The 17,846-nt window shown below is 69.8% G+C and carries 24 protein-coding genes; 16 read left to right on the top strand and 8 right to left on the bottom strand.

Translation table 11 applies throughout. The features are described from left to right. Nucleotides 1–14: 14 nt before the first annotated feature. From MNOD_RS24035 to MNOD_RS24000, 8 genes are all read right to left on the bottom strand, one after another. Nucleotides 15–977: a PD-(D/E)XK nuclease-like domain-containing protein gene (locus tag MNOD_RS24035; protein ID WP_015931558.1), complete on the bottom strand. Its 963-nt coding sequence runs from the start codon at nucleotides 975–977 to the stop codon at nucleotides 15–17. A gap of 5 nt (nucleotides 978–982) precedes the next feature. Next, nucleotides 983–1,276, bottom strand: a complete 294-nt coding sequence (locus MNOD_RS24030; protein WP_015931557.1) for a hypothetical protein — start codon at nucleotides 1,274–1,276, stop codon at nucleotides 983–985. Beyond that, nucleotides 1,273–1,587, bottom strand: coding sequence for a hypothetical protein (locus MNOD_RS24025; protein WP_015931556.1), 315 nt, complete (start codon nucleotides 1,585–1,587; stop codon nucleotides 1,273–1,275). The genes MNOD_RS24030 and MNOD_RS24025 overlap by 4 nt, the downstream gene beginning before the upstream one ends. Next, entirely contained in the window at nucleotides 1,581–1,862 is a 282-nt protein-coding gene (locus MNOD_RS24020) for a hypothetical protein (RefSeq protein WP_015931555.1), read from the bottom strand. Before MNOD_RS24020 ends, MNOD_RS24025 begins: the two co-directional genes overlap by 7 nt. Next, nucleotides 1,862–2,281 (bottom strand): hypothetical protein, encoded by a 420-nt coding sequence (locus MNOD_RS24015; protein ID WP_015931554.1) that lies wholly within the window; start codon nucleotides 2,279–2,281, stop codon nucleotides 1,862–1,864. The genes MNOD_RS24020 and MNOD_RS24015 overlap by 1 nt, the downstream gene beginning before the upstream one ends. Further along, the gene (locus MNOD_RS24010; protein ID WP_015931553.1) at nucleotides 2,278–2,535 is read right to left on the bottom strand and encodes a hypothetical protein; all 258 of its coding nucleotides are present in this window, start codon (nucleotides 2,533–2,535) and stop codon (nucleotides 2,278–2,280) included. The genes MNOD_RS24015 and MNOD_RS24010 overlap by 4 nt, the downstream gene beginning before the upstream one ends. Before the next feature lie 83 nt (nucleotides 2,536–2,618). Continuing rightward, nucleotides 2,619–3,251: a LexA family protein gene (locus MNOD_RS24005; RefSeq protein WP_244424555.1), complete on the bottom strand. Its 633-nt coding sequence runs from the start codon at nucleotides 3,249–3,251 to the stop codon at nucleotides 2,619–2,621. A gap of 1,021 nt (nucleotides 3,252–4,272) precedes the next feature. Then, complete coding sequence (locus MNOD_RS24000) at nucleotides 4,273–4,551, bottom strand: hypothetical protein (protein ID WP_015930626.1); 279 nt, start codon at nucleotides 4,549–4,551, stop codon at nucleotides 4,273–4,275. 107 nt (nucleotides 4,552–4,658) lie between these two features. Between MNOD_RS24000 and MNOD_RS23995 the strand changes: the two genes are divergently transcribed. The 16 genes from MNOD_RS23995 (at nucleotide 4,659) to MNOD_RS23925 (ending at nucleotide 17,812) form a co-directional block, all read left to right on the top strand. Then, a complete protein-coding gene (locus MNOD_RS23995; RefSeq protein WP_063748572.1) occupies nucleotides 4,659–4,985 on the top strand; it encodes a hypothetical protein in 327 nt (108 codons plus the stop codon). Nucleotides 4,986–5,539: 554 nt separating this feature from the next. After that, the gene (locus MNOD_RS47090; protein WP_157091542.1) at nucleotides 5,540–5,947 is read left to right on the top strand and encodes a hypothetical protein; all 408 of its coding nucleotides are present in this window, start codon (nucleotides 5,540–5,542) and stop codon (nucleotides 5,945–5,947) included. Nucleotides 5,948–6,045: 98 nt separating this feature from the next. After that, nucleotides 6,046–6,435, top strand: coding sequence for a VRR-NUC domain-containing protein (locus MNOD_RS23985; protein WP_015931547.1), 390 nt, complete (start codon nucleotides 6,046–6,048; stop codon nucleotides 6,433–6,435). Between the two features lie 2 nt (nucleotides 6,436–6,437). After that, nucleotides 6,438–6,866 (top strand): hypothetical protein, encoded by a 429-nt coding sequence (locus tag MNOD_RS23980; RefSeq protein ID WP_015931546.1) that lies wholly within the window; start codon nucleotides 6,438–6,440, stop codon nucleotides 6,864–6,866. Next, nucleotides 6,863–7,426 carry an MT-A70 family methyltransferase gene (locus MNOD_RS23975; protein ID WP_015931545.1) on the top strand — a complete coding sequence of 188 codons (564 nt, stop codon included), beginning with the start codon at nucleotides 6,863–6,865 and terminating at the stop codon, nucleotides 7,424–7,426. The genes MNOD_RS23980 and MNOD_RS23975 overlap by 4 nt, the downstream gene beginning before the upstream one ends. 4 nt (nucleotides 7,427–7,430) lie before the next feature. Next, entirely contained in the window at nucleotides 7,431–7,679 is a 249-nt protein-coding gene (locus MNOD_RS23970; RefSeq protein WP_015931544.1) for a hypothetical protein, read from the top strand. Further along, nucleotides 7,676–8,773, top strand: a complete 1,098-nt coding sequence (locus tag MNOD_RS23965) for an ATP-dependent DNA helicase (protein ID WP_015931543.1) — start codon at nucleotides 7,676–7,678, stop codon at nucleotides 8,771–8,773. Before MNOD_RS23970 ends, MNOD_RS23965 begins: the two co-directional genes overlap by 4 nt. Continuing rightward, nucleotides 8,770–9,339, top strand: coding sequence for a hypothetical protein (locus tag MNOD_RS23960; protein ID WP_015931542.1), 570 nt, complete (start codon nucleotides 8,770–8,772; stop codon nucleotides 9,337–9,339). Before MNOD_RS23965 ends, MNOD_RS23960 begins: the two co-directional genes overlap by 4 nt. Next, nucleotides 9,336–10,964 carry a hypothetical protein gene (locus tag MNOD_RS23955; protein WP_050783394.1) on the top strand — a complete coding sequence of 543 codons (1,629 nt, stop codon included), beginning with the start codon at nucleotides 9,336–9,338 and terminating at the stop codon, nucleotides 10,962–10,964. Before MNOD_RS23960 ends, MNOD_RS23955 begins: the two co-directional genes overlap by 4 nt. Nucleotides 10,965–11,331: 367 nt before the next feature. Beyond that, complete coding sequence (locus MNOD_RS23950) at nucleotides 11,332–11,751, top strand: Ros/MucR family transcriptional regulator (RefSeq protein WP_015931539.1); 420 nt, start codon at nucleotides 11,332–11,334, stop codon at nucleotides 11,749–11,751. Nucleotides 11,752–11,801: 50 nt separating this feature from the next. After that, nucleotides 11,802–12,494 carry a transcription termination/antitermination protein NusG gene (gene nusG / locus MNOD_RS43900; RefSeq protein WP_015931538.1) on the top strand — a complete coding sequence of 231 codons (693 nt, stop codon included), beginning with the start codon at nucleotides 11,802–11,804 and terminating at the stop codon, nucleotides 12,492–12,494. Between the two features lie 247 nt (nucleotides 12,495–12,741). After that, nucleotides 12,742–12,900, top strand: coding sequence for a DUF3309 family protein (locus MNOD_RS43895; RefSeq protein ID WP_015931537.1), 159 nt, complete (start codon nucleotides 12,742–12,744; stop codon nucleotides 12,898–12,900). Nucleotides 12,901–13,044: 144 nt separating this feature from the next. Further along, entirely contained in the window at nucleotides 13,045–13,395 is a 351-nt protein-coding gene (locus MNOD_RS23940; RefSeq protein ID WP_015931536.1) for an HNH endonuclease, read from the top strand. Nucleotides 13,396–13,514: 119 nt separating this feature from the next. Beyond that, nucleotides 13,515–14,096: a hypothetical protein gene (locus MNOD_RS43890; protein ID WP_015931535.1), complete on the top strand. Its 582-nt coding sequence runs from the start codon at nucleotides 13,515–13,517 to the stop codon at nucleotides 14,094–14,096. A gap of 16 nt (nucleotides 14,097–14,112) precedes the next feature. Continuing rightward, on the top strand, nucleotides 14,113–15,813 hold the full coding sequence (locus MNOD_RS23930; protein ID WP_015931534.1) for a terminase large subunit: 1,701 nt from the start codon (nucleotides 14,113–14,115) through the stop codon (nucleotides 15,811–15,813). 19 nt (nucleotides 15,814–15,832) lie between these two features. Beyond that, nucleotides 15,833–17,812, top strand: coding sequence for a phage major capsid protein (locus MNOD_RS23925; protein ID WP_015931533.1), 1,980 nt, complete (start codon nucleotides 15,833–15,835; stop codon nucleotides 17,810–17,812). Nucleotides 17,813–17,846 lie beyond the last annotated feature (34 nt).

Below are 17,846 nucleotides of genomic sequence, written 5' to 3'. Positions count from 1 at the left end.
TCTCCTGTCGGGGTTCAGCGGGACCACCACGCGGGCAGGTCGGAGAGCTCGATCTCGTCGAGCGGGGTGTGCGCGACCCACGGCGCGTCGAGGCCGTGCGCGCGGCGGGCCGCGACGTAGTTCCAGAGGGCGAGGTCGATGGTCTTCTCGGCGATGCCGAGCACCTCGTTGCCGGGCGAGAGCGCGACGCCCCAGGTCAGTGGCGCGTCGCCCGTGCTCCAGAAGACGAAGACGAAAGCGAAAGCCGGCGCTGCGGCGACACGCGCGAGCCAGGCCGGATCATGGTCACCGAAGACCTGGCCCTCGGCGGCGAGCCGCGCGAGCTGCGCGCGGGCCTGCAGGTAGGCGGCGGCCTGCACCGGGTAGCCGTATTCGGCCATGGCGCGCAGGCAGTTCGCCTTGAACGAGGTCGGGCGGCTCGGCCGCGTGCTCTTGAGGTCGACGATCGCGCGCGGCTTCAGGTAGTCGAACCGCGCCTTGCGGCGCACCGGCTCGCCGTCCACCTCGGCGGTCCAGAAAATCGACACCTCGGACATGCCGCCGGTGAAGGAGGTGGCGAGGTGCGGGTTGGCCAGCACCGCAGCGGAGGCCTGCTGGACCCGGTCGAAGTCGTCGCCGGCGAGCACCTCCTCGCCGTTCGGCGCCAGCTTGGCGCGGGCCGTGGCGTCGAGGCGCGCGAGGTCGTCGGGGCGGCGCACGAAGCGCGCGGCGAAGGACGGCTGGCCTTCGAGCACCAGCTTGTGCACCGCCATGCCGACGATCTGCGAAGGCGTGGAATCCTCGGCTGGGCGGTTCGGGTTGAGCACCGAGCCGAACCAGTAGTCGGCCGGCTCGGCCGCGAGGCGCTTCAGGTCGGAGGAACCGAGCGCCGCATCCGCGTGATAGCGATCCTCCTCCAGGCCGAAGTAGATGCCATCCTCGAAGGGTGCTGGCGGGATGGTCGGAGCGGCGGTACCGTCCTCATCGATCATCTTCATGATGATCACTCCGCCGTCACGGCGCCGACGCGCCGCAGGACGTGGGTGGTCTGGGCCGACACCGCCTCGTGGCAGGGCGCAGCGTCATCGGCGCCGGCCGCCGCGTTGATGGCCTTCGCCACCGCGGCCGCGAGCTCGTGGTCCCGGGCGGCATTTCCAGTCGGAATGATGAGGAGCGCGATGCGCCCCGTCGCGTCGACGATTTGGCGGCCGCTGGCGGTGAGCGGAGCCCACGGCGCCGGGGCGCCGAGGCCCGCGAGGGAGGCGGCAGCCTGATTCTGAGGGGTGGGGGGCGTCACAGCTGCGCCCTCCGCTCCTCGGCCGCAGCGCGAAGCTGGGCGCTCACCACCTGGAGAGCCGCACGGAACTGCAGGTCCGCCGCGATGCGCGCCTCGAAGTCCGTGCGCTCGAGCAGGCGCGAGGCCTGCAGCAGGTGATGACCGACCAGCACCAGCGCAGAGAGGCGCTCGGCGGCGATGTCGGTACGCGCCGCCGCATGGGCGCGGCGCTGAGCATCGAACCGTGCGATGGCGGCGATGTGGAGCGGATCGAAGACCCGCCCGGTGCGCAGGTCCACGACGGGGGCGGTGGGGCGGTCGGCGGTCAGCATGACCGGCCCTCCGCCTTGGCGATGACGGCCAGAAGGCCGGAGACGCAGCCCCGCTCGGTCTTCTGCTCTGCGAGAGCGTCAACCGCGCGCCTCAGCCCATCAAGCAGATCAGGCGCCGCCAGAATCAGGTTCGCGACCTGCCCCGCATTCTCGGTCTCATTGACCTCGATCACCCCGCTGCCCGACAGATAGATGACTGCGGTGTCAGTGACGGGCTCGCCGTTGACGTGCTCGACCGAGCCGAGCGACCAGGGAAGACTGTAGGGCGCGCTCATCAGCACCGCCGCCCGTGCACCTGGAGGACGTATTCGCGGCGGCTCTCCTCAAGGTAGGAGAGTTCGCCTGGGGCCACCTCGGCCTCCTCGTTGGCGCGCAGCCGCAGCTGCAGCGCCGTCGCCATGTCGTCCTCGTCGTTCGGGGTGAGCGCGTGCTCCTCGGGCGCGAGCAGCTCGAGGCAGATCTCGTCCACCTCGCTGCGCATCGCGTAGACGCGCTCGCGGGCCTCGCGGGTCACGGCATCGTCCGAGGCGCCGGCCCGGGACAGCCCGGTGTCGCCGCTGTGGAGCGCGACGGTCACCTCGGCGCGGTAGCGCTCGGCGCAGAGAAGCGTCTCAAGCGCGGAGCTGAGGCGGGCCGCGGCAATGGCGCGGGCGGCATTGGAAGCGCCGGGACGAGCGAGGACAGTGCCGCTCACAGCACGACCCCGCGTACCGCGTTGACCAGGGCGCCGCCGCTCAGGGCCAGCGCGATGAGGATCGCCACCGCGACGATGACGAGGCCGGTCGCGAGCCAGTCGCGGTTCGCGGGCTCGCGCTGCGGCTCATCGTCGGTAAGCGGCTCGCGCAGGAACAGCGGCGGCTCGAAGGCGGGGAAGGTCTCGGCTGGGAAGTGCGGCGCAGCAGGTCGCGGCGCGGATGCGATCAGGTCGGGTTGGGGGCGGGTGAGCATGGCGGGGCATCCGTGGTGGATGACCCCATAATCGCTGTTTTCGCGATTTGGTCAACGAGAAAATCGCGCTTTTGTCGATTGTCTCAGAAGCGAGTCCCCGATCGGATGAAGTCCAGGACAAAGCCGATCACGCGGACGTTGTCTCCGCCGTTACCTGCAACGACGAGTGGGCGCTGAAAACGGTCGTCGTTGCTGTCAGGCCACAACTCCCATGCGCCCTCACTGCCCCGCACCTGTTTTACGGTTGTCTCGACGAGGTCGCCGCACCGCTGCTCAACGACGACCCAGTCGCCCGACTGGTACGGGCGCGGCGCTGCACTTGCGTCAAGTACGATGATGTGATCCCCGTCACGGGCCTGACGGTTAATGCTCTCCCCACGTACTATGTACGCGGTTATGGCTTCTTTAGGCCAACGCGGATCAGCGACGTAGGGGATGTCGTAGTCTACGAAATCGACATACTGCATGTCTATGAAGGCGCCTGCCGCGACCTCCCCCACGACCTTAACGTAAGACACATCGCGCGCGGGGAGTTGTGCTGTCAATGGTGGGCTAGCACCTAAGAACGCGCAAATGCGCTTGAGTTCGTCGGCTTTGATCGTGCGCTTGCCAGACAGCATCCGACTGACCGCGTCCTCGCTGAGGCCGATCGCGGACGAGAGGGCTTTCTGCGGGATCCGTCGATCGCGCAATTGCCCAGCGATCCATTCTCGCAACAATTCCCGATCCCCGTTGGATGCTACTCTCCGGCGCCTTTCTGGCACCCTAGGCACGGATGTCATTCGACCATTTCCCAACGGTGGTGGGCGAGGGCCGTAGACAAAATCGCGATATGGCTTGACACGGCTTGTGAATATCACGATTTCTGAGGGCATGACGAGCCGCACCCGCCCCGCCTCGCTCCGCTGTGAGCCGGCCCGATCCATCATCCTGAAGCTCGGGGGGATAGATCCCGTAGCCGAGGAGTGCGACGTGCACCGGAGCCGTGTCTGGGCGTGGGCGCAGCCCCGCGAGCGGCACAGAGCTGCGACGGGTGGGAACGTACCGCAGCGCCACCACGTCCGGCTGCTCAATATGGCTCGTCGGCTGAATGTGCCTATGACCGCTGAAGACTTCCTTCCCGTCCATAATAACGAGTCTCTCCCGGTATGCGTGGCTGCTGCGCCAGACGCTGTAGCAACATTGTGATGTATTTCAAAATGTAGCCTGCCGGTGATCATTTAATCACAACCGTTACTAGAGCGGATTTGGCCAGCTGAAGAGGGGCGCAAACACTCGATACAGGCTTGAATGTACCTAATTTATGTTCGACGCCAGTGGTTGAGAGCACGCAATCTTCTTGGTGCGGATTGGGGGTCGATAGAATGGTGCCCGCGCATATCGCAGCTTTCGCCGTACAGAATGTGGCGACACGCGCAGTGGTGATTGCGCAACCTGCAACCAGCGGTGCTCCTGAGAGCGCTCAATCAGACGGGCCCGCAGCAGTCTCGGCGGCAACCCCTCCCAACAGCCCCACTCCACCCGTAGAGCAGGGAGCGGCGGCATGATCCGCCTCCTCCTCTCCTGGCTGGACCGGCGCATCGATGCGCGGATCGAGGCGCGCGAGGCCGCGCAGCGCGCCGCTGCAGATGCGCGCCGCTCGGCGCGGGTGGCCGAGATTGATGCCATCACGGCGGCTGGTGGCCGGCCGGGCACGTGCCTTGAGACCGGACGGATTCGCGACCTCGGTCCGCGCCGCTACAGCAAGGAGTCGAACGCAGGGCCGAATGTGTCGTCGAGGAAGCCTTCGGCGTCCGATGACACCTGCTTGATCACCTCGGCGTCCTGCCTGTCGCGATCCTCGGAGGACATCCGATGAATCGCAGCTTCCACACGCTCGTCCGCAGCGATGTGCAGGCGCCTCAGGGCCGTCTCGCCCTGCTCGCGGCCGATGTCGGTCAGGATCACCGTGAGAATGCTGCGGATCGCGATCAGCGATCCGCGCGCCATCTCCGGATCCACGTTGCGGTCGCTCATGGATGCCTCCAGCGGCATGGGCGGTTGCGCGAGGGGCCGGGCCGCTACCCGGCCCCTCACCACGGCATGCTCGCGTCATCTTGCGCCTTCCGCAAGGGAGCTGCCGCATGATCCGGCCCGCTCCTCAGATGATTGGTCCGCTGCGGGTCGCGAGGATCGGCAACCGATTTCTGCTCGCCATCCCCGAAGCCGGCCCAGCCGCGACGGTGCTGCTCACACCCGAACAGGACCTCGCGCTGGAGCGCTGGCTCGGTCAGCGGCCGGGTGACGTTGCCGCACCGGCAAGGAGCGGCCCGCCCGGCCTGCGCCTCGTCCGCGGCCTCAGCGCCGACGGCGACCGACCCGTGTACGAGAAGGCCGGCGATGCGCTCAGCGGCGGCACCAGCCCCGCACCAGCCCAGCGTCTTCACTCGTCCAGTCGCGGCGAAGCGTGAGGCGTCATGCGCTCCGCGTCCGCCCCCGAGACCCGCCGGTCCAGCAAGCCTGGCCCAGCCGGCGGCGCGCCCGGTCCGGCAATGACCGGCCCCTGTCCGTTCCGGACCGGGCGCAACCCTCTTCGCGTCGCTCAGCTCAGCAATTCTGTTCGCGCCGGCCGCCCGGCCCGCGCTTCGAGGCCCCGGCCGGCGGTGGCGTTCCCGGCTGGAGCACTGCCCATCGTGGGCGTTTCCTCCCGGACTGGCCCCCTCTCCCGGTGCGGAGAGGGGGGCTTTTTGGGGCCGCAATTCCGACGTGCCGCATGCGGCGGCGCGTGCGCCCGCGCAATCAAGGTCTCTCGCATCGCTGACCGCGCGGGCGCTCCCCTGTTCCTGGTTTCGCGTGACCGCTCGCCGGCAAGCATCGTCGGTCGCGCGCTCGTTGTGCTGCGTATCCCTGTCCACCTCCTGCATCTCGAAGCGCTCCCTGGTTCGACACCGTTGAACCACAGGAGACTTCCGACGTGCCGGGAAAACATACCGAGGGCTCGGAAAAGTATTCCGAGGGCGGTCGCATGACGACGGTCGATCAAGCCTCACAGCTTCTGCGGGAACTCGCCGAACCGCGGCCGGTCGGCGACACCGTGAAAGCTGCCATCACGCGCGCCGCGCGCGCGGTCTCTGCCGTTCTTCAGGAGCCGATGAGCTATGGCCGTGCCGAGGATATCTGGCGGCGCGAGGCTCGCCGGATCGACGCCGCCGAGATGGACGCCATCCGGGCCGCGCATGCCCGCCGCGCCGGCGAGCTTCGGACCGAAGTTCAGAAAGCTGCGGCGTTGGCTCAACGCCTTGAGCGCCTGGTTGCCCAAGCATCTCCTGCTTCAGGCAGCGAAGATCTTGAGCAGCTCCGGTCTACGGCAGATGAGGCGTGGAAGGCGGCGCGTACGCTTCGCCGTCTTGCTTCGGAAGCGCGCGAAGCGTGACCGACGATGACGGGCTTCATCTATTTCAGTCCCTCCGAGTTCACGCCGCCGGAGGCGGGCCGGCCGGCGCCGACCGATGGCCGCGCGGGAGGTCAGCGATGACCCGCGCCCGCCCCGAGCAGGTGATCCAGACCAAGATCGTCGTGGCGATGCACCGGCGGTTCGACTGCCGGTGCGTGCACGTGCCGAACGGCGGGCGCCGCGGCAAGCTCGAGGGCGTGGCGTTCAAGGAGATGGGCGTCGAGGCGGGGCACCCCGACCTGATCGTGTACGGCCGGGGCGGCCGGTGCTTCCTCATCGAGGTCAAGGCGCCCGGCGGGAGCCTCAGCGCGAGCCAGCGCGCCTTCCTTCCCGGCCTGCGGGAGCGCGGCTTTCCGGTGCACGTGGTGGACAGCGTCGAGGACGCGCTCGCGGCCGGCGCGGCCTTCGGGCTGCCGCCAGCCCCGGCGCGGCCGCGTCCGGCGCCCGAGCCGGCGACGGAGTTCTGACCGTGGCGGCGCTCCAGTCCCATTCCGAGGGCCGCCGCAGCCGCGGCCCGGCGCAGATGCGCCTCTCCGGTCTGGAGGCCGAGAAGCGGCTGCGTGCAGACGAGCAGCTCTCGAAGCAGTACCGGGCCTGGAAGCGGCAGAAGCTCGAGGCGCTGCTCGCCGGCCCTCACAGCGAGGAGATCCATGACCTCGATCGGTTCATGCGCCGGCTGGGCCTCGCCGACGGGCCGGCCCTGATCGCCCGCGTCGAGGCCGCGGCGTCGTGGATCCAGGAGATGGACGCCGACGCCCGCCACGATCTCCTCAGCCTGATCGGGCGGCGCATCGCCCTGATGCGCGAGCGAAACGGCCTGGAGCCCTTCAACGACGGCGTACCCGGCGATCCGCCGCGCGCCTTCGAGCGGATCAAGACCCTGATGGGGTGCCGATGACGTGGCCCTTCGACCCGCTCCCGCCCTTGTCCTTCGGGCTGATCATGGCCGACCCGCCGTGGTCCTACGACCTCTGGTCCGAGAAGGGCATGAAGAAGTCGGCCATGGCGCAGTACGCGTGCATGTCCGACGAGGCGATCTGCGCGCTGCCGGTCGGGCAGCTCGCCCGCGGCGATGCCGTGCTGTGGCTCTGGGCCACCGGCCCGAAGCTCGACGTCGCGCTGCGCGTCATGACGGCCTGGGGCTTCCGGTACCGGACCTTCGGGGCCTGGGACAAGCAGCGCTGGGGCACGGGCTACATCATGCGCTCCGTGGCCGAGCCGTTCCTGATCGGCACGATGGGGCGCCCCGTGTTCGACGGGCGCAGCATTCCGAACATCATCCGCGGTGGCGCGCGCCAGCATAGTCGCAAGCCGGAGGAGGCTTACGGAATCGCGGAGCGGCTCGTGCCGGCGGCCTACCGCTGTGAGCTCTTCAGCCGTCAGTCGCGAGCCGAATGGGCGACCTGGGGCGATGAGGCCGGGCGCTTCGACGCGCCCGTCCTGCAGGCCGCGGAGTGACGCCATGGCGGGCTTCCGCTCCCTGCCCGTCTTCCGTCCTGGCCTCGTCGGCGTCCACACGCGCGGGGCGGACGCGGTGCGCCTCTCCGGAGCGCTCGCCGGCGTGCCGGACGCCTATCCGGCCGCTGTGGCGCTGGGCGATCCATCCATCCCGGCGCGGCGCGCCCGCGCGCTGCGGATCCTGGAAGGACTGCCGGCGCGCCAGCGGGAGCGGATCCTGGCGGCCTACGAGCGAACGGGGCAACGCGCATGACGGCGTGGTCGCCCCAGCAGGATCAGGCCCTGCGCGCCGTCAAGGCCTGGCTCAAGAGCCCGGGCCGGGCGCCGTTCTACCTCGGCGGCTACGCCGGGACCGGCAAGACGACGCTCGCCCGGCATCTTGCCGAGGGCGTCAAAGGCGATGTGCTCTTCGCCGCCTTCACCGGCAAGGCTGCGCTCGTCATGCGAGCGAAGGGCTGCACCGGCGCCAGCACGATCCACTCGCTGATCTACCGGCCGAAGCCGCGGCGCGACGGCAGCGTGACCTTCGTGCTGAACGAGGACAGCCCCGTCGCATCGGCCGCGCTCGTCATCGTCGACGAGTGCTCGATGGTCGGTCCCGAACTTGGCCGAGACCTGATGAGCTTCGGCAGCAAGGTGCTCGTGCTCGGCGACCCCGCGCAGCTGCCGCCCGTCGACGGCGCTGGCTACTTCACAAGCGGCGACCCCGATTTCATGCTCACCGAGGTGCATCGGCAGGCCGCGGACAACCCGATCATCGCGCTGTCGATGCGGGTGCGCCAGGGCGGGCGGCTCGACGCCGGCGTCTACGGCGAGAGCCGCGTCATGCAGCGCGCGGCGCTCGGCCAGCGCGTCGTGCTCTGCGCGGATCAGATCCTGGTCGGCCGCAACCAGACCCGGCGCGGGCTGAACGCGAAGGTGCGACAGCTCTACGGCCGCGACCCGGCCGGCCCGGAGATCGGCGACCGGCTCGTTTGCCTGCGCAACAACAAGGACAAGGGCCTGCTCAACGGCGGGCTCTGGGAGGTCGCCGACGTCGCGCAGAACGACGGCGCCACCGTCGAACTTGAGGTCGTGCCGGACCACGACCCGGACGCCGTGCCGGTCCCGGTGGAGGTACGGAGCGAGTTCTTCCACGGCCAGGAAGAGGCGCTGAGCCCGAAGCAGCGCAGAGGCTTCGACGAGTTCACGTACGGCTACGCGCTCACCGTGCACAAGGCTCAAGGGTCGCAATGGGACCGGGTCGTGCTCTTCGACGAGAGCTGCGCCTTTCGCGAGACCGCACGGCGCTGGCTCTACACGGGGCTCACGCGCGCGGCCGATGCCGTGACGGTGGTGCTGTCATGAGGGCGCGCCGCGCCCTCGACCCGGAACGGGAGCAGGCCCGTGGGCTGCCGCTGGGACGCGCCGACTTCGCGGCGCTCCGGCGCCGCGGCGTCGAGGGCCGGCATCTGGCCTGTGCTCGCCACGGCTGCGACCTGCTGCTGCGCGACCTCGTGGTGTTCGGGAAGCGACAGCGCTTCGGCTTCGCGCGGCACGACGGCGGCGAAGGGCCGGGTGCGGTCGAGGCTTACACGATCCCGGCCCGGGACGCCGGCGGAGCGCTGGTCGACGTCGTGGCCTGGGATCCCGCCGCCGGCCGCCTCGCGACGTGGCTCGGCGCGGTCGGCATGCTCGGCGAGGACAGCCTGTGGCGCCCGCTCGCGGACAAGGAGCCGCTCGTGGTGCACCGCGACCCCGTCGGCTGGCTCGCGGCGGGCTGGCGCGGCGTGGTGGTGATCAACGACGCCCTTGCCCGGCCTGCGCTCCTGGGAGCCGGCACGCTGCTGACGCAGGACATTGCGCACGGCGAGGCCGTGGAGGCGATGCTCAGGACGGTCAGGATGCCCCGCATCCTGGTCGAGGCACCATGATGACGGCGCCGATCGACCTCGATCAGGCCCGCCGGGCTAAACGGCTTCGTGATGCCGGTGCCCAGGGTGCCGGCGGCGCGTCAGGATCGTCGGACCTTCTGCCGGTGATCAAGGTGGTGGCGTCCGAGCTGCCGCGGGTCGTCGACGAGGCCGAGGAGGCCCTGATCGAGAGCGGGGCGGCGGTGTTCGCCCGCGCCGGCGCGCTGGTGCGGCCGGTCGTGGAGCCGACCCCGACCGCCAACGGCGGCCTCGCCCTCGTCGCCAAGCTGAAGCCCCTCACCGCAGATTCCCTGGCCGACATCCTGGCCCAGGTCGCCAAGTTCCAGCGCTTCGACGGCCGCGCCCAGCGCTGGGTGAACATCGATCCGCCCGACAAGGCCGTGGCGATCCTCCTGTCGCGCGAGGGGCGGTGGCGGCTGCCGCCGATCTCCGGCATCACCACGATTCCGACCCTGCGGCCCGACGGCTCGCTCCTCGACGAGCCCGGCTACGACCCCGCGACCCGGCTCTTCCTGATGCCGGACGAGGCCGTGGTCATGCCGACGCTCCCGGAGCGGCCGAGTCGCGCCGAGGCGCAGGCCGCGCTCGCGCTCCTGCTGGAGCCGCTGCAGGAATTCCCGTTCGTCGGCCCCGTCGACCGCGCCGTGGCGCTGTCCGGCATCCTGACCGCCGTGCTGCGGCCCACGCTGCCCTCGGCGCCCTGTCACGGGATCCGGGCCTCCTCCGCGGGCACCGGCAAGTCGTATCTCGTCGATCTGATCGCCGCCATCGTCACGGGACGGCCCTGTGCCGTCATGGCGATCGGGCGCACCGAGGAGGAGACCGAGAAGCGTCTCGGCGCGCTCCTTCTCAGCGGTACGCCCCTGATCTCGCTCGACAACGTCAACGGCGAACTCGGCGGTGACGCGCTCTGCCAGGTCACGGAACGGCCGGTGGTCAGGGTCCGCATTCTGGGCCGGTCCGAGGTGCCCGAGATCGAGTGCCGGGCGGCCGTGTTCGCCACCGGCAACAACTTGACGCTCGTCGGCGACATGACGCGGCGGGCCGTGCTGTGCCGGCTCGACGCCGGCGTGGAGCGGCCGGAGCAGCGGGAGTTCGCGTCGAACCCGATGCAGGCCGTCATGGCCGACCGCGGCGCCTACGTGGCCGCCGCCCTCACCATCGCCCGGGCCTACCGCGCCGCCGGCGCGCCGCGGGTCTGCGGCCCGATCGGCTCCTACGGGGCGTGGTCGGACACGGTCCGCGCCGCGCTGGTGTGGCTCGGCGAGGCCGACCCGGTCGCGAGCATGGACATCGCGCGCGGCGAGGATCCCGAGCGCGCCGCGCTGTCGGAGCTGATCACGGCCTGGGGCGAGCACCTCATCGAGGGCGCCTACTACGCCACCGGCGACATCGCCGCGGCCGCGCAGGAGACCGGCACCGACGGGCAGCCGCTGCGGCCATCGCTGCGCGAGGTGCTGATGCGCCAGGCCGGCAAGGGATCCGCGATCTCGACCCGCAGCCTGGGTCGCTGGCTCACCGGAATCCGCGGCCGGGTCGTGGTTGGGATGCGCATCGAGATGGTCGCCGACGAGAAGCGGGGCAACCGTTACGCGCTCTGCAAGGCGCCGGAGGAAGGGAGGTGAGCACGCGCGAGTGGGGTTTCTCGTGGGGTTTGTGGGGTTTCGAAAAATGTAACCCCACCGGAAACCCCACGGAAAATCTGACGGTGGGACAGGGGTTTATGGCCGATTTGGGGGTTTTCGGGGTTTTTTCGTCAATCTTCACGCGCGACCTTTCCTGCGCACGCATAAGATTGAGAAACAAACCCCAATAACCCCCAAAACACCTCTAAGTCTCTGACAGATCAGCAGATTTTGGTGTGGGGTTTCTCGAAAAAAAACCCCACCCTAACCCCCCAAAACCCCACCGAAACCCCAGGACCGGACTGGTGCGCCACCGCCGCTCCAGATGAAGAACAGTAGGTAGTTCAGAGACATAGAGGAGATCCCGATGCCCGACATCGACCCCCAGTCCCCCGACCTCGCCGGCCTCACCGGCCGCATCGTCGGCGCCTACGTCGCCCACAACGCCGTCCCGACCGCCGAACTGCCCGGCCTGATCGCGGCGGTGCATGGCGCGCTGGCTGCTCTGGGCCGGCCGGCTGAGCCCGAGGCGCCGGCGCTCGTCCCGCCGGTGCCGATCCGCAAGACCGTCACGCCGGACGCGATCATCAGCCTGGAGGACGGCAAGCCCTACAAGTCGCTCAAGCGGCACCTGACGACGCGCGGCCTGACGCCCGAGCAGTACCGGGCGAAGTGGGGCCTGCCGGTCGATTACCCGATGGTGGCGGCGAACTATGCGGCGCATCGGTCCGAGCTCGCCAAGGCCGCGGGGCTGGGCCGGAAGCCGCAGCTCGCCGCGGTGGCGTGATGCTCTCGGCCGGCGCTGCGGTGCCGGCTTGACCCCGCGTGGAGTTCAGCATGGCGAGCAAGCAGGCCAAGCTCCGTCTCAACCCGAAGCGTCGCCGCCGCGAGAAGCGGCGACGCTCCGCGGAGTTCCAGGCCCGCGGCGAGCGCGAGCGAACGGCCCAGGAGCGCGCCGCCCGGCGTGAAGCCGCAAAGAAGGCCGAGGACAAGCACATGGCCGCAGTGCGGTGGCACCTCGTCGATTGCCGGGCCGGAAAGGCGCGCCAGTTCGCCGATGCCTTGGCCGCAGGCGCGATTCCGGCGCTCCGCCTGTCCGAGGAGGTGGTCCGGGTCCGCTCCGGTAGGCCGATCCGGACCCGCATGCCCCTGTTCGGCCGCCTGCTGTTCGTCGGCCTCGACCCGCACTCGGAGGACGCGCACTGGCTGCGGGACAAGTACGATCGCGAGATCAAGGGTGTGCGATTCCGCGACGAGAAATTCATGCTCGTGCCGGGTCGCGAGCTGGACCAGTTCACGGGCGTGCTGGGAGGGGATGTTCCGCCCGCCGAGCGCCGGACCGGCGCTGCTCTGACCGTGGAAGACTTCGAGATCGGTGAAGCGGTGCGTGTGGCCGATGGGCCCTTCGCCTCGTTCAGTGGTCTCGTCGAAGAAATTGACGCTGAGTCACAGAACCTGAAGGTCAGCGTGAGCATATTTGGGCGCTCGACTCCGGTGACTCTGGAGCCGACGCAGGTGGAGAAGCTCTGAGATGGTCTTGACTCTGGGACATCCGCGAACGTACACGAAAGCGCACGGCCGCTCGCGGCCGTTGTCGGACGACCCGCCCTGCGACCTCCCTCCGGGTAGAAGGTTGCGGCTGCTGGCCCGGGCCATCTCGAAAAGCGGGATGTGCCGAGTAGGGCGGCTCGTGTCCGCAATTCGCTGCAGCGTTTCGGCATCTGTGACGTTTACGCCCGCGGTCGTAATCCAGCGGCCGAGACAAGGACCGTCTGCGATGCTCGGCACCATCCTCATTATCGTCCTCATCCTGCTGCTGCTTGGCGCCTTTCCCCGTGCCGGCGCCTACAACGCAGGATGGGGCTATGGCCCGTCGGGCGGCCTCGGTGTGGTGCTGCTCATCGTGATCATTCTGCTGCTGATGGGGCGGATCTAACACCAGGCGAAACAAGTGCTGGCCGGTCGTGCTAGCGATACTGCTCGCCCCACTGACCGGCCCGCAAACAGACAGGCAGCATTCATCGTCGCATGCATATTCCGCTGCGGTTTTTGTAAATCACTACAGTAGCGGGAAGCAGCCATGGCCCGCCTCTCCATCCTCAAGCCCCGCCTCGCGACGCTCGACCCACGGACGGCCCGACCCATGCCCAAGGCCGCCGATGCCGAGCTGCAGACCCCGGAGCACCGGGCCTGGCGCCTGGCCGTGCTGCAGCGGGCCGGCTGGCGCTGTGAGGATTGCGGCGCTCAGGGCGGGCGCGGCGGCGTCCGCCTCTTCGCCGATCACGTGATCGAGCGCCAGGACGGCGGTGAGCTCACGGATCCGAACAACGGCAGGTGTCTATGCGGATCCTGTCACACCAGGAAGACGGCGGCCGAGCGGGCGCGGCGGATGGCGGCGCGGAGCGCGGCGGCCGAGCCGGGCCACGGCTGACCCCCCGGGGGGTGGTCGAGAGTCTGGCGGGTCAGGGGCGGTGAACCGCACAGGGTCTCATCCGGACAAAAAATTCCCTCCGAGCAAAACCAGGGTGCGCACATCCGCGCACGGGTGCGATGGCAGGCAAGCGACGGCCGATCGACTGGGCCGAGATCGAACGCGAGTACCGCGAAACCGCGACGCCGATCAGGGACTTGGCCCGATGGCACCGGGTCGCCGAGAGCGGCATCCGGGCACGCGCGAAGCGCCACCAGTGGACGCGGCGTGCGCAGGCCGATGTGCGCAGGCCGGCCCCGATGGGCGCACCCGCGGCGCCGGCCCCGCTGCGGGTGGGCCCGGTGCCGCCGGAGATGGCCAGGCCGGAGGCCATTCTCGGGCGCGGCCGCGGCCTCGTGCTGCGCATGCTCGACGAGCTCGAGGCCACCACCGCCCATCTCGGCGAGATCGAGGCCGCGATCGTCGAGGAGACGACGGACGATGACAGCGGCCGGCGGCGCGAGGCGCTGCTGAAAGCGGTGAGCCTGCCGGCGCGGGCGGGCACGCTGAAGGCCCTGGCGCTCGCGGCCAAGACCTTTGCGGAAGCGGGCGCGCCCGAAGGCAAGAAGGCGCAGCAGGCCGATACGGCAGCCAAGCTGGCGCAGGGCGGCGGCCGCTTCGCCGCCCCCGCCCCGCCCAAGCTGGTGGTGAGCAACCCGTGACGAAGGTCGGTACCCCGTGAGGGAGTGGAGCACCGCCTGCCCGGATTGGGAGGAGCGCATCCTGGCCGGGCGCTCGCTGCTGCCCTGCGGGCCGCTCTTCCCGGCCGAGGCGGCCGCAGCCATGGAGGTCTTCCGCGCGCTGCGGATCGTGGACGCGCTCGGCAGCCCCACCCTCGGCGAGGTCTGCCGGCCCTGGGTCACCGAGTTCGCCGAGGTGATCTTCGGCGCCTACGATCACGCCAGCGGGCGGCGGCTGATCCGCGAGTTCTTCCTCTGCATCGCCAAGAAGAACGGCAAGTCGACGCTGGCGGCCGGCCTCATGCTCACCGCCCTGATCCGCAACTGGCGGCGCTCGGCCGAGTTCCTGATCCTGGCTCCGACCATCGAGGTGGCCAACAACGCCTTCCAGCCGGCGCGCGACATGGTCAAGGCCGATGACGAGCTGCGCGCCCTGCTGCACGTGCAGGACCACTATCGCACCATCACCCACCGCCACACCGGCGCGGCGCTGAAGGTGGTCGCGGCCGACACCGAGAGCGTGTCGGGCAAGAAGGCGACCAGCGTGCTGGTCGACGAGCTGTGGCTGTTTGGCAAGCGGCCGCAGGCCGAGAACATGCTGCGCGAGGCGACCGGCGGCCTGGTCTCGCGGCCCGAGGGCTTCGTGATCTACGTCTCGACGCATGCCGACGAGCCGCCCGCGGGCGTGTTCAAGCAGAAGCTGGCCTACTTCCGCGCCGTGCGGGACGGGCGGATCACGGATCCGCGCAGTCTCGGCGTGCTCTACGAGCATCCCCGGGCGATGGTGGAGCGCGGCGAGCATCTCGCTCCGGCGAGCTTTCGCCTCACCAACCCGAACCTGGGCCTGTCGGTCGACCCGGAGTGGCTCAGCGAGAAGTTGGAGGAGGCGCGGAATGCCGGGCCGGCCTCGCTGGCGGGGTTTGCGGCCAAGCACCTCAATGTCGAGATCGGCCTGGGGCTGCGGGCGGACCGCTGGCCGGGCGCCGAGTTCTGGGCCCGCCGCGCCGATCCTGCTCTGGCCTCACCTGTCGAGGATCCGCGGGCGGGTCTGCAGGCCCTGCTCGAGCGCTGCGAGGTGGTGGTGGTCGGCATCGACGGGGGCGGCCTGGACGACCTGTTCGGCTTGTGCGTGCTCGGCCGCGAGCGGGCGAGCCGCGACTGGCTCGCCTGGAGCCACGGCTGGTGCCATGCGGGCGTGCTGGAGCGCCGGCCGGCGATCGCCTCGCGGCTGCGGGATTTCCAGGCGGCGGGCGAGCTCACCATCGTGGGCGACGAGCTGGCCGACATCTCGGCGATCGTCGGCCTGGTCGCGGCGGTGAAGGAGCGGGGCCTGCTGGGCGGGGTCGGGGTCGATCCGGCCGGGCTCGGCGAGCTGATCGAGGCCTTTGCGGAGATCGGGGTGACGCAGGAGGCCGGCCTGCTGGTCGGCGTGCCGCAGGGCTACGGGCTGATGACCGGCATCAAGACCGCCGAGCGCAAGCTCGCCAACGGCACGCTCCGGCATGCCGGCTCTGCCCTGGCGGCGTGGTGCGTGGCCAATCTCAAGATCGAGCCGACCGCGACCGCGATCCGGGCCACCAAGCAGAATGCCGGCGACGCCAAGATCGACCTGGCCATGGCGCTGTTCAACGCGGTGGTGCTGATGGCGCGCACCCCCGAGGCTCACCGCGAGCCGGAATACGCCATGTATTTCGCCTAGGCGCATCCCGAGATCGAGAATGAACCGAGCTTATTCCATCCTGACCGTGAAAGCGGTCGAGGACGAGCAGCGCGTCATCCGGGGTGTGGCGACCACGCCGTCTCCGGATCGGGTCGGCGACATCGTCGAGCCGCTCGGGGTCAGGTTCACCAATCCGATGCCGCTGCTGCACCAGCACGATGCGGATCGGCCCGTCGGCACGGTGCGCTTCGACAAGCCGACCAAGGACGGCATCACCTTCGAGGCGCGACTTCCGAAGATCGCGGAGCCCGGCCCGCTCAAGGACCGGGTCGAGACCGCCTGGGGCGAGGTCAAGGCCGGCCTGGTGCGTGCCGTCTCGATCGGCTTCCGCACCCTGCCGGACGGCTACGAGATCATGCAGGACGGCGGCATCCGCTATCTCAAGACCGAGGTGCTGGAGCTCAGTCTTGTGACCGTGCCGGCCAATGCGGACGCCAGGATCTCCCTGATCAAGTCGATCGATCGCCCGCTGCTCGCCGCGTCCGGCAAGGAGCCGCGGGCGGATGATCGGCCCTCACCCCCCGGCGCTTCGGGATCCCAACCACACCAGAGCTTGCCGAAAGGGGCATGCATCATGCCGAAGACCATTGCCGAACAGATTGCCGCGTTCGAGGCGACGCGCCAGGCCAAGTCGGCCCGGATGACCGAGCTGATGAACCAGGCGGCCGAGAACGGGGTCACCCTCGATGCGGCGGAGACCGAGGAGTACGACAGCCTCGCCGAGGAGGTGAAGGCGATCGACGCGCATCTCGTGCGCCTCGCGGATCTCGAGAAGGCCAACCGCGCCGCGGCCGTGCCAGTCGAGGGTGTGCGCAGCGCCGAGACCGGCTCGCAGCTGCGCGCGGGCGTGCGCATCGAGGTGAAGGGCCCCACCCTGCCGAAAGGCACCGCCTTCACCCGCTACGCCATGGCGCTGATGCGGGCCAAGGGCAACCTGATGCAGGCCGAGCAGATCGCCAAGGGCTGGCACGACAGCACGCCCGAGGTGGAGACCGTGCTCAAGGCGGCGGTGGCGGCCGGCACGACCACGGACACCGCCTGGGCCAAGCCGCTGGTCGAGTACCAGACCATGGCCTCCGAGTTCGCGGAGCTGCTCCGCCCGGCCACCATCCTCGGCCGCATCCCGGGCCTGCGCCGGGTGCCGTTCAACATCAAGGTGCCGCGCCAGACCGGCGGCTCGACCATCGGCTGGGTCGGCCAGGGGGCGCCGAAGCCGGTCGGCAAGCTCTCGTTCGACCAGATCACGCTCGGCATGGCCAAGACGGCCGGCATCGTGGTGATGTCGGACGAGCTGGTGCGCTCCTCCAACCCCTCGGCCGAGGCGATCGTCCGCCAGGACATGATCGACCAGACCGCGCAGTTCCTCGACCAGCAGTTCGTCGATCCGAGCGTGACGGCGGTGGCCGACGTGTCGCCGGCCTCCGTGACCCATGGCGTCACGCCAGTGACCGCCAGCGGCACCGACGCGGATGCGGTGCGGGCCGACGTGCGCGCCGTGATGGGCAGGTTCATCAGCGCCAACATGTCGCTGGCCGGGGCCGTCTGGATGATGACCGAGATGCAGGCGCTCGGCCTGGCGCTGATGCTGAACCCGCTCGGCCAGCCGGAATTCCCGGGCCTGGTGGTGAACGGCAACAGCGGCGGCACCTTCTTCGGCCTGCCGGTGATCCTGTCCGAGAACATCCCGGCCAACCCCGGTTCGGGCACCCCCGTGACCGGCGCGGGCTCGCGCCTGATCCTGGCCAAGGCGAGCGAGATCCTGCTGGCCGACGACGGCGAGGTGGTGCTCGATGCCAGCCGCGAGGCCTCCCTGCAGATGGACAGCGCGCCCGACAACCCGCCGAGCGCCAGCACCGTGCTGGTGTCGCTCTGGCAGAACAACCTGGTGGGTCTCAAGGCGGAGCGGTTCATCAACTGGAGCAAGCGCCGGGATGGCGCCGTGCAGTACATCGACGCGGCCAACTACGGCTCCGCCTAAGCAAAACCAGCACAGTGACGGCCCGCCCTGGTGG

This window comes from Methylobacterium nodulans ORS 2060, from assembly GCF_000022085.1.
In the GTDB taxonomy this organism is placed as follows: domain Bacteria; phylum Pseudomonadota; class Alphaproteobacteria; order Rhizobiales; family Beijerinckiaceae; genus Methylobacterium; species Methylobacterium nodulans.
Note: the sequence above shows the minus strand (reverse complement) of the source record. Positions and strands in the feature narration are given on the sequence as shown.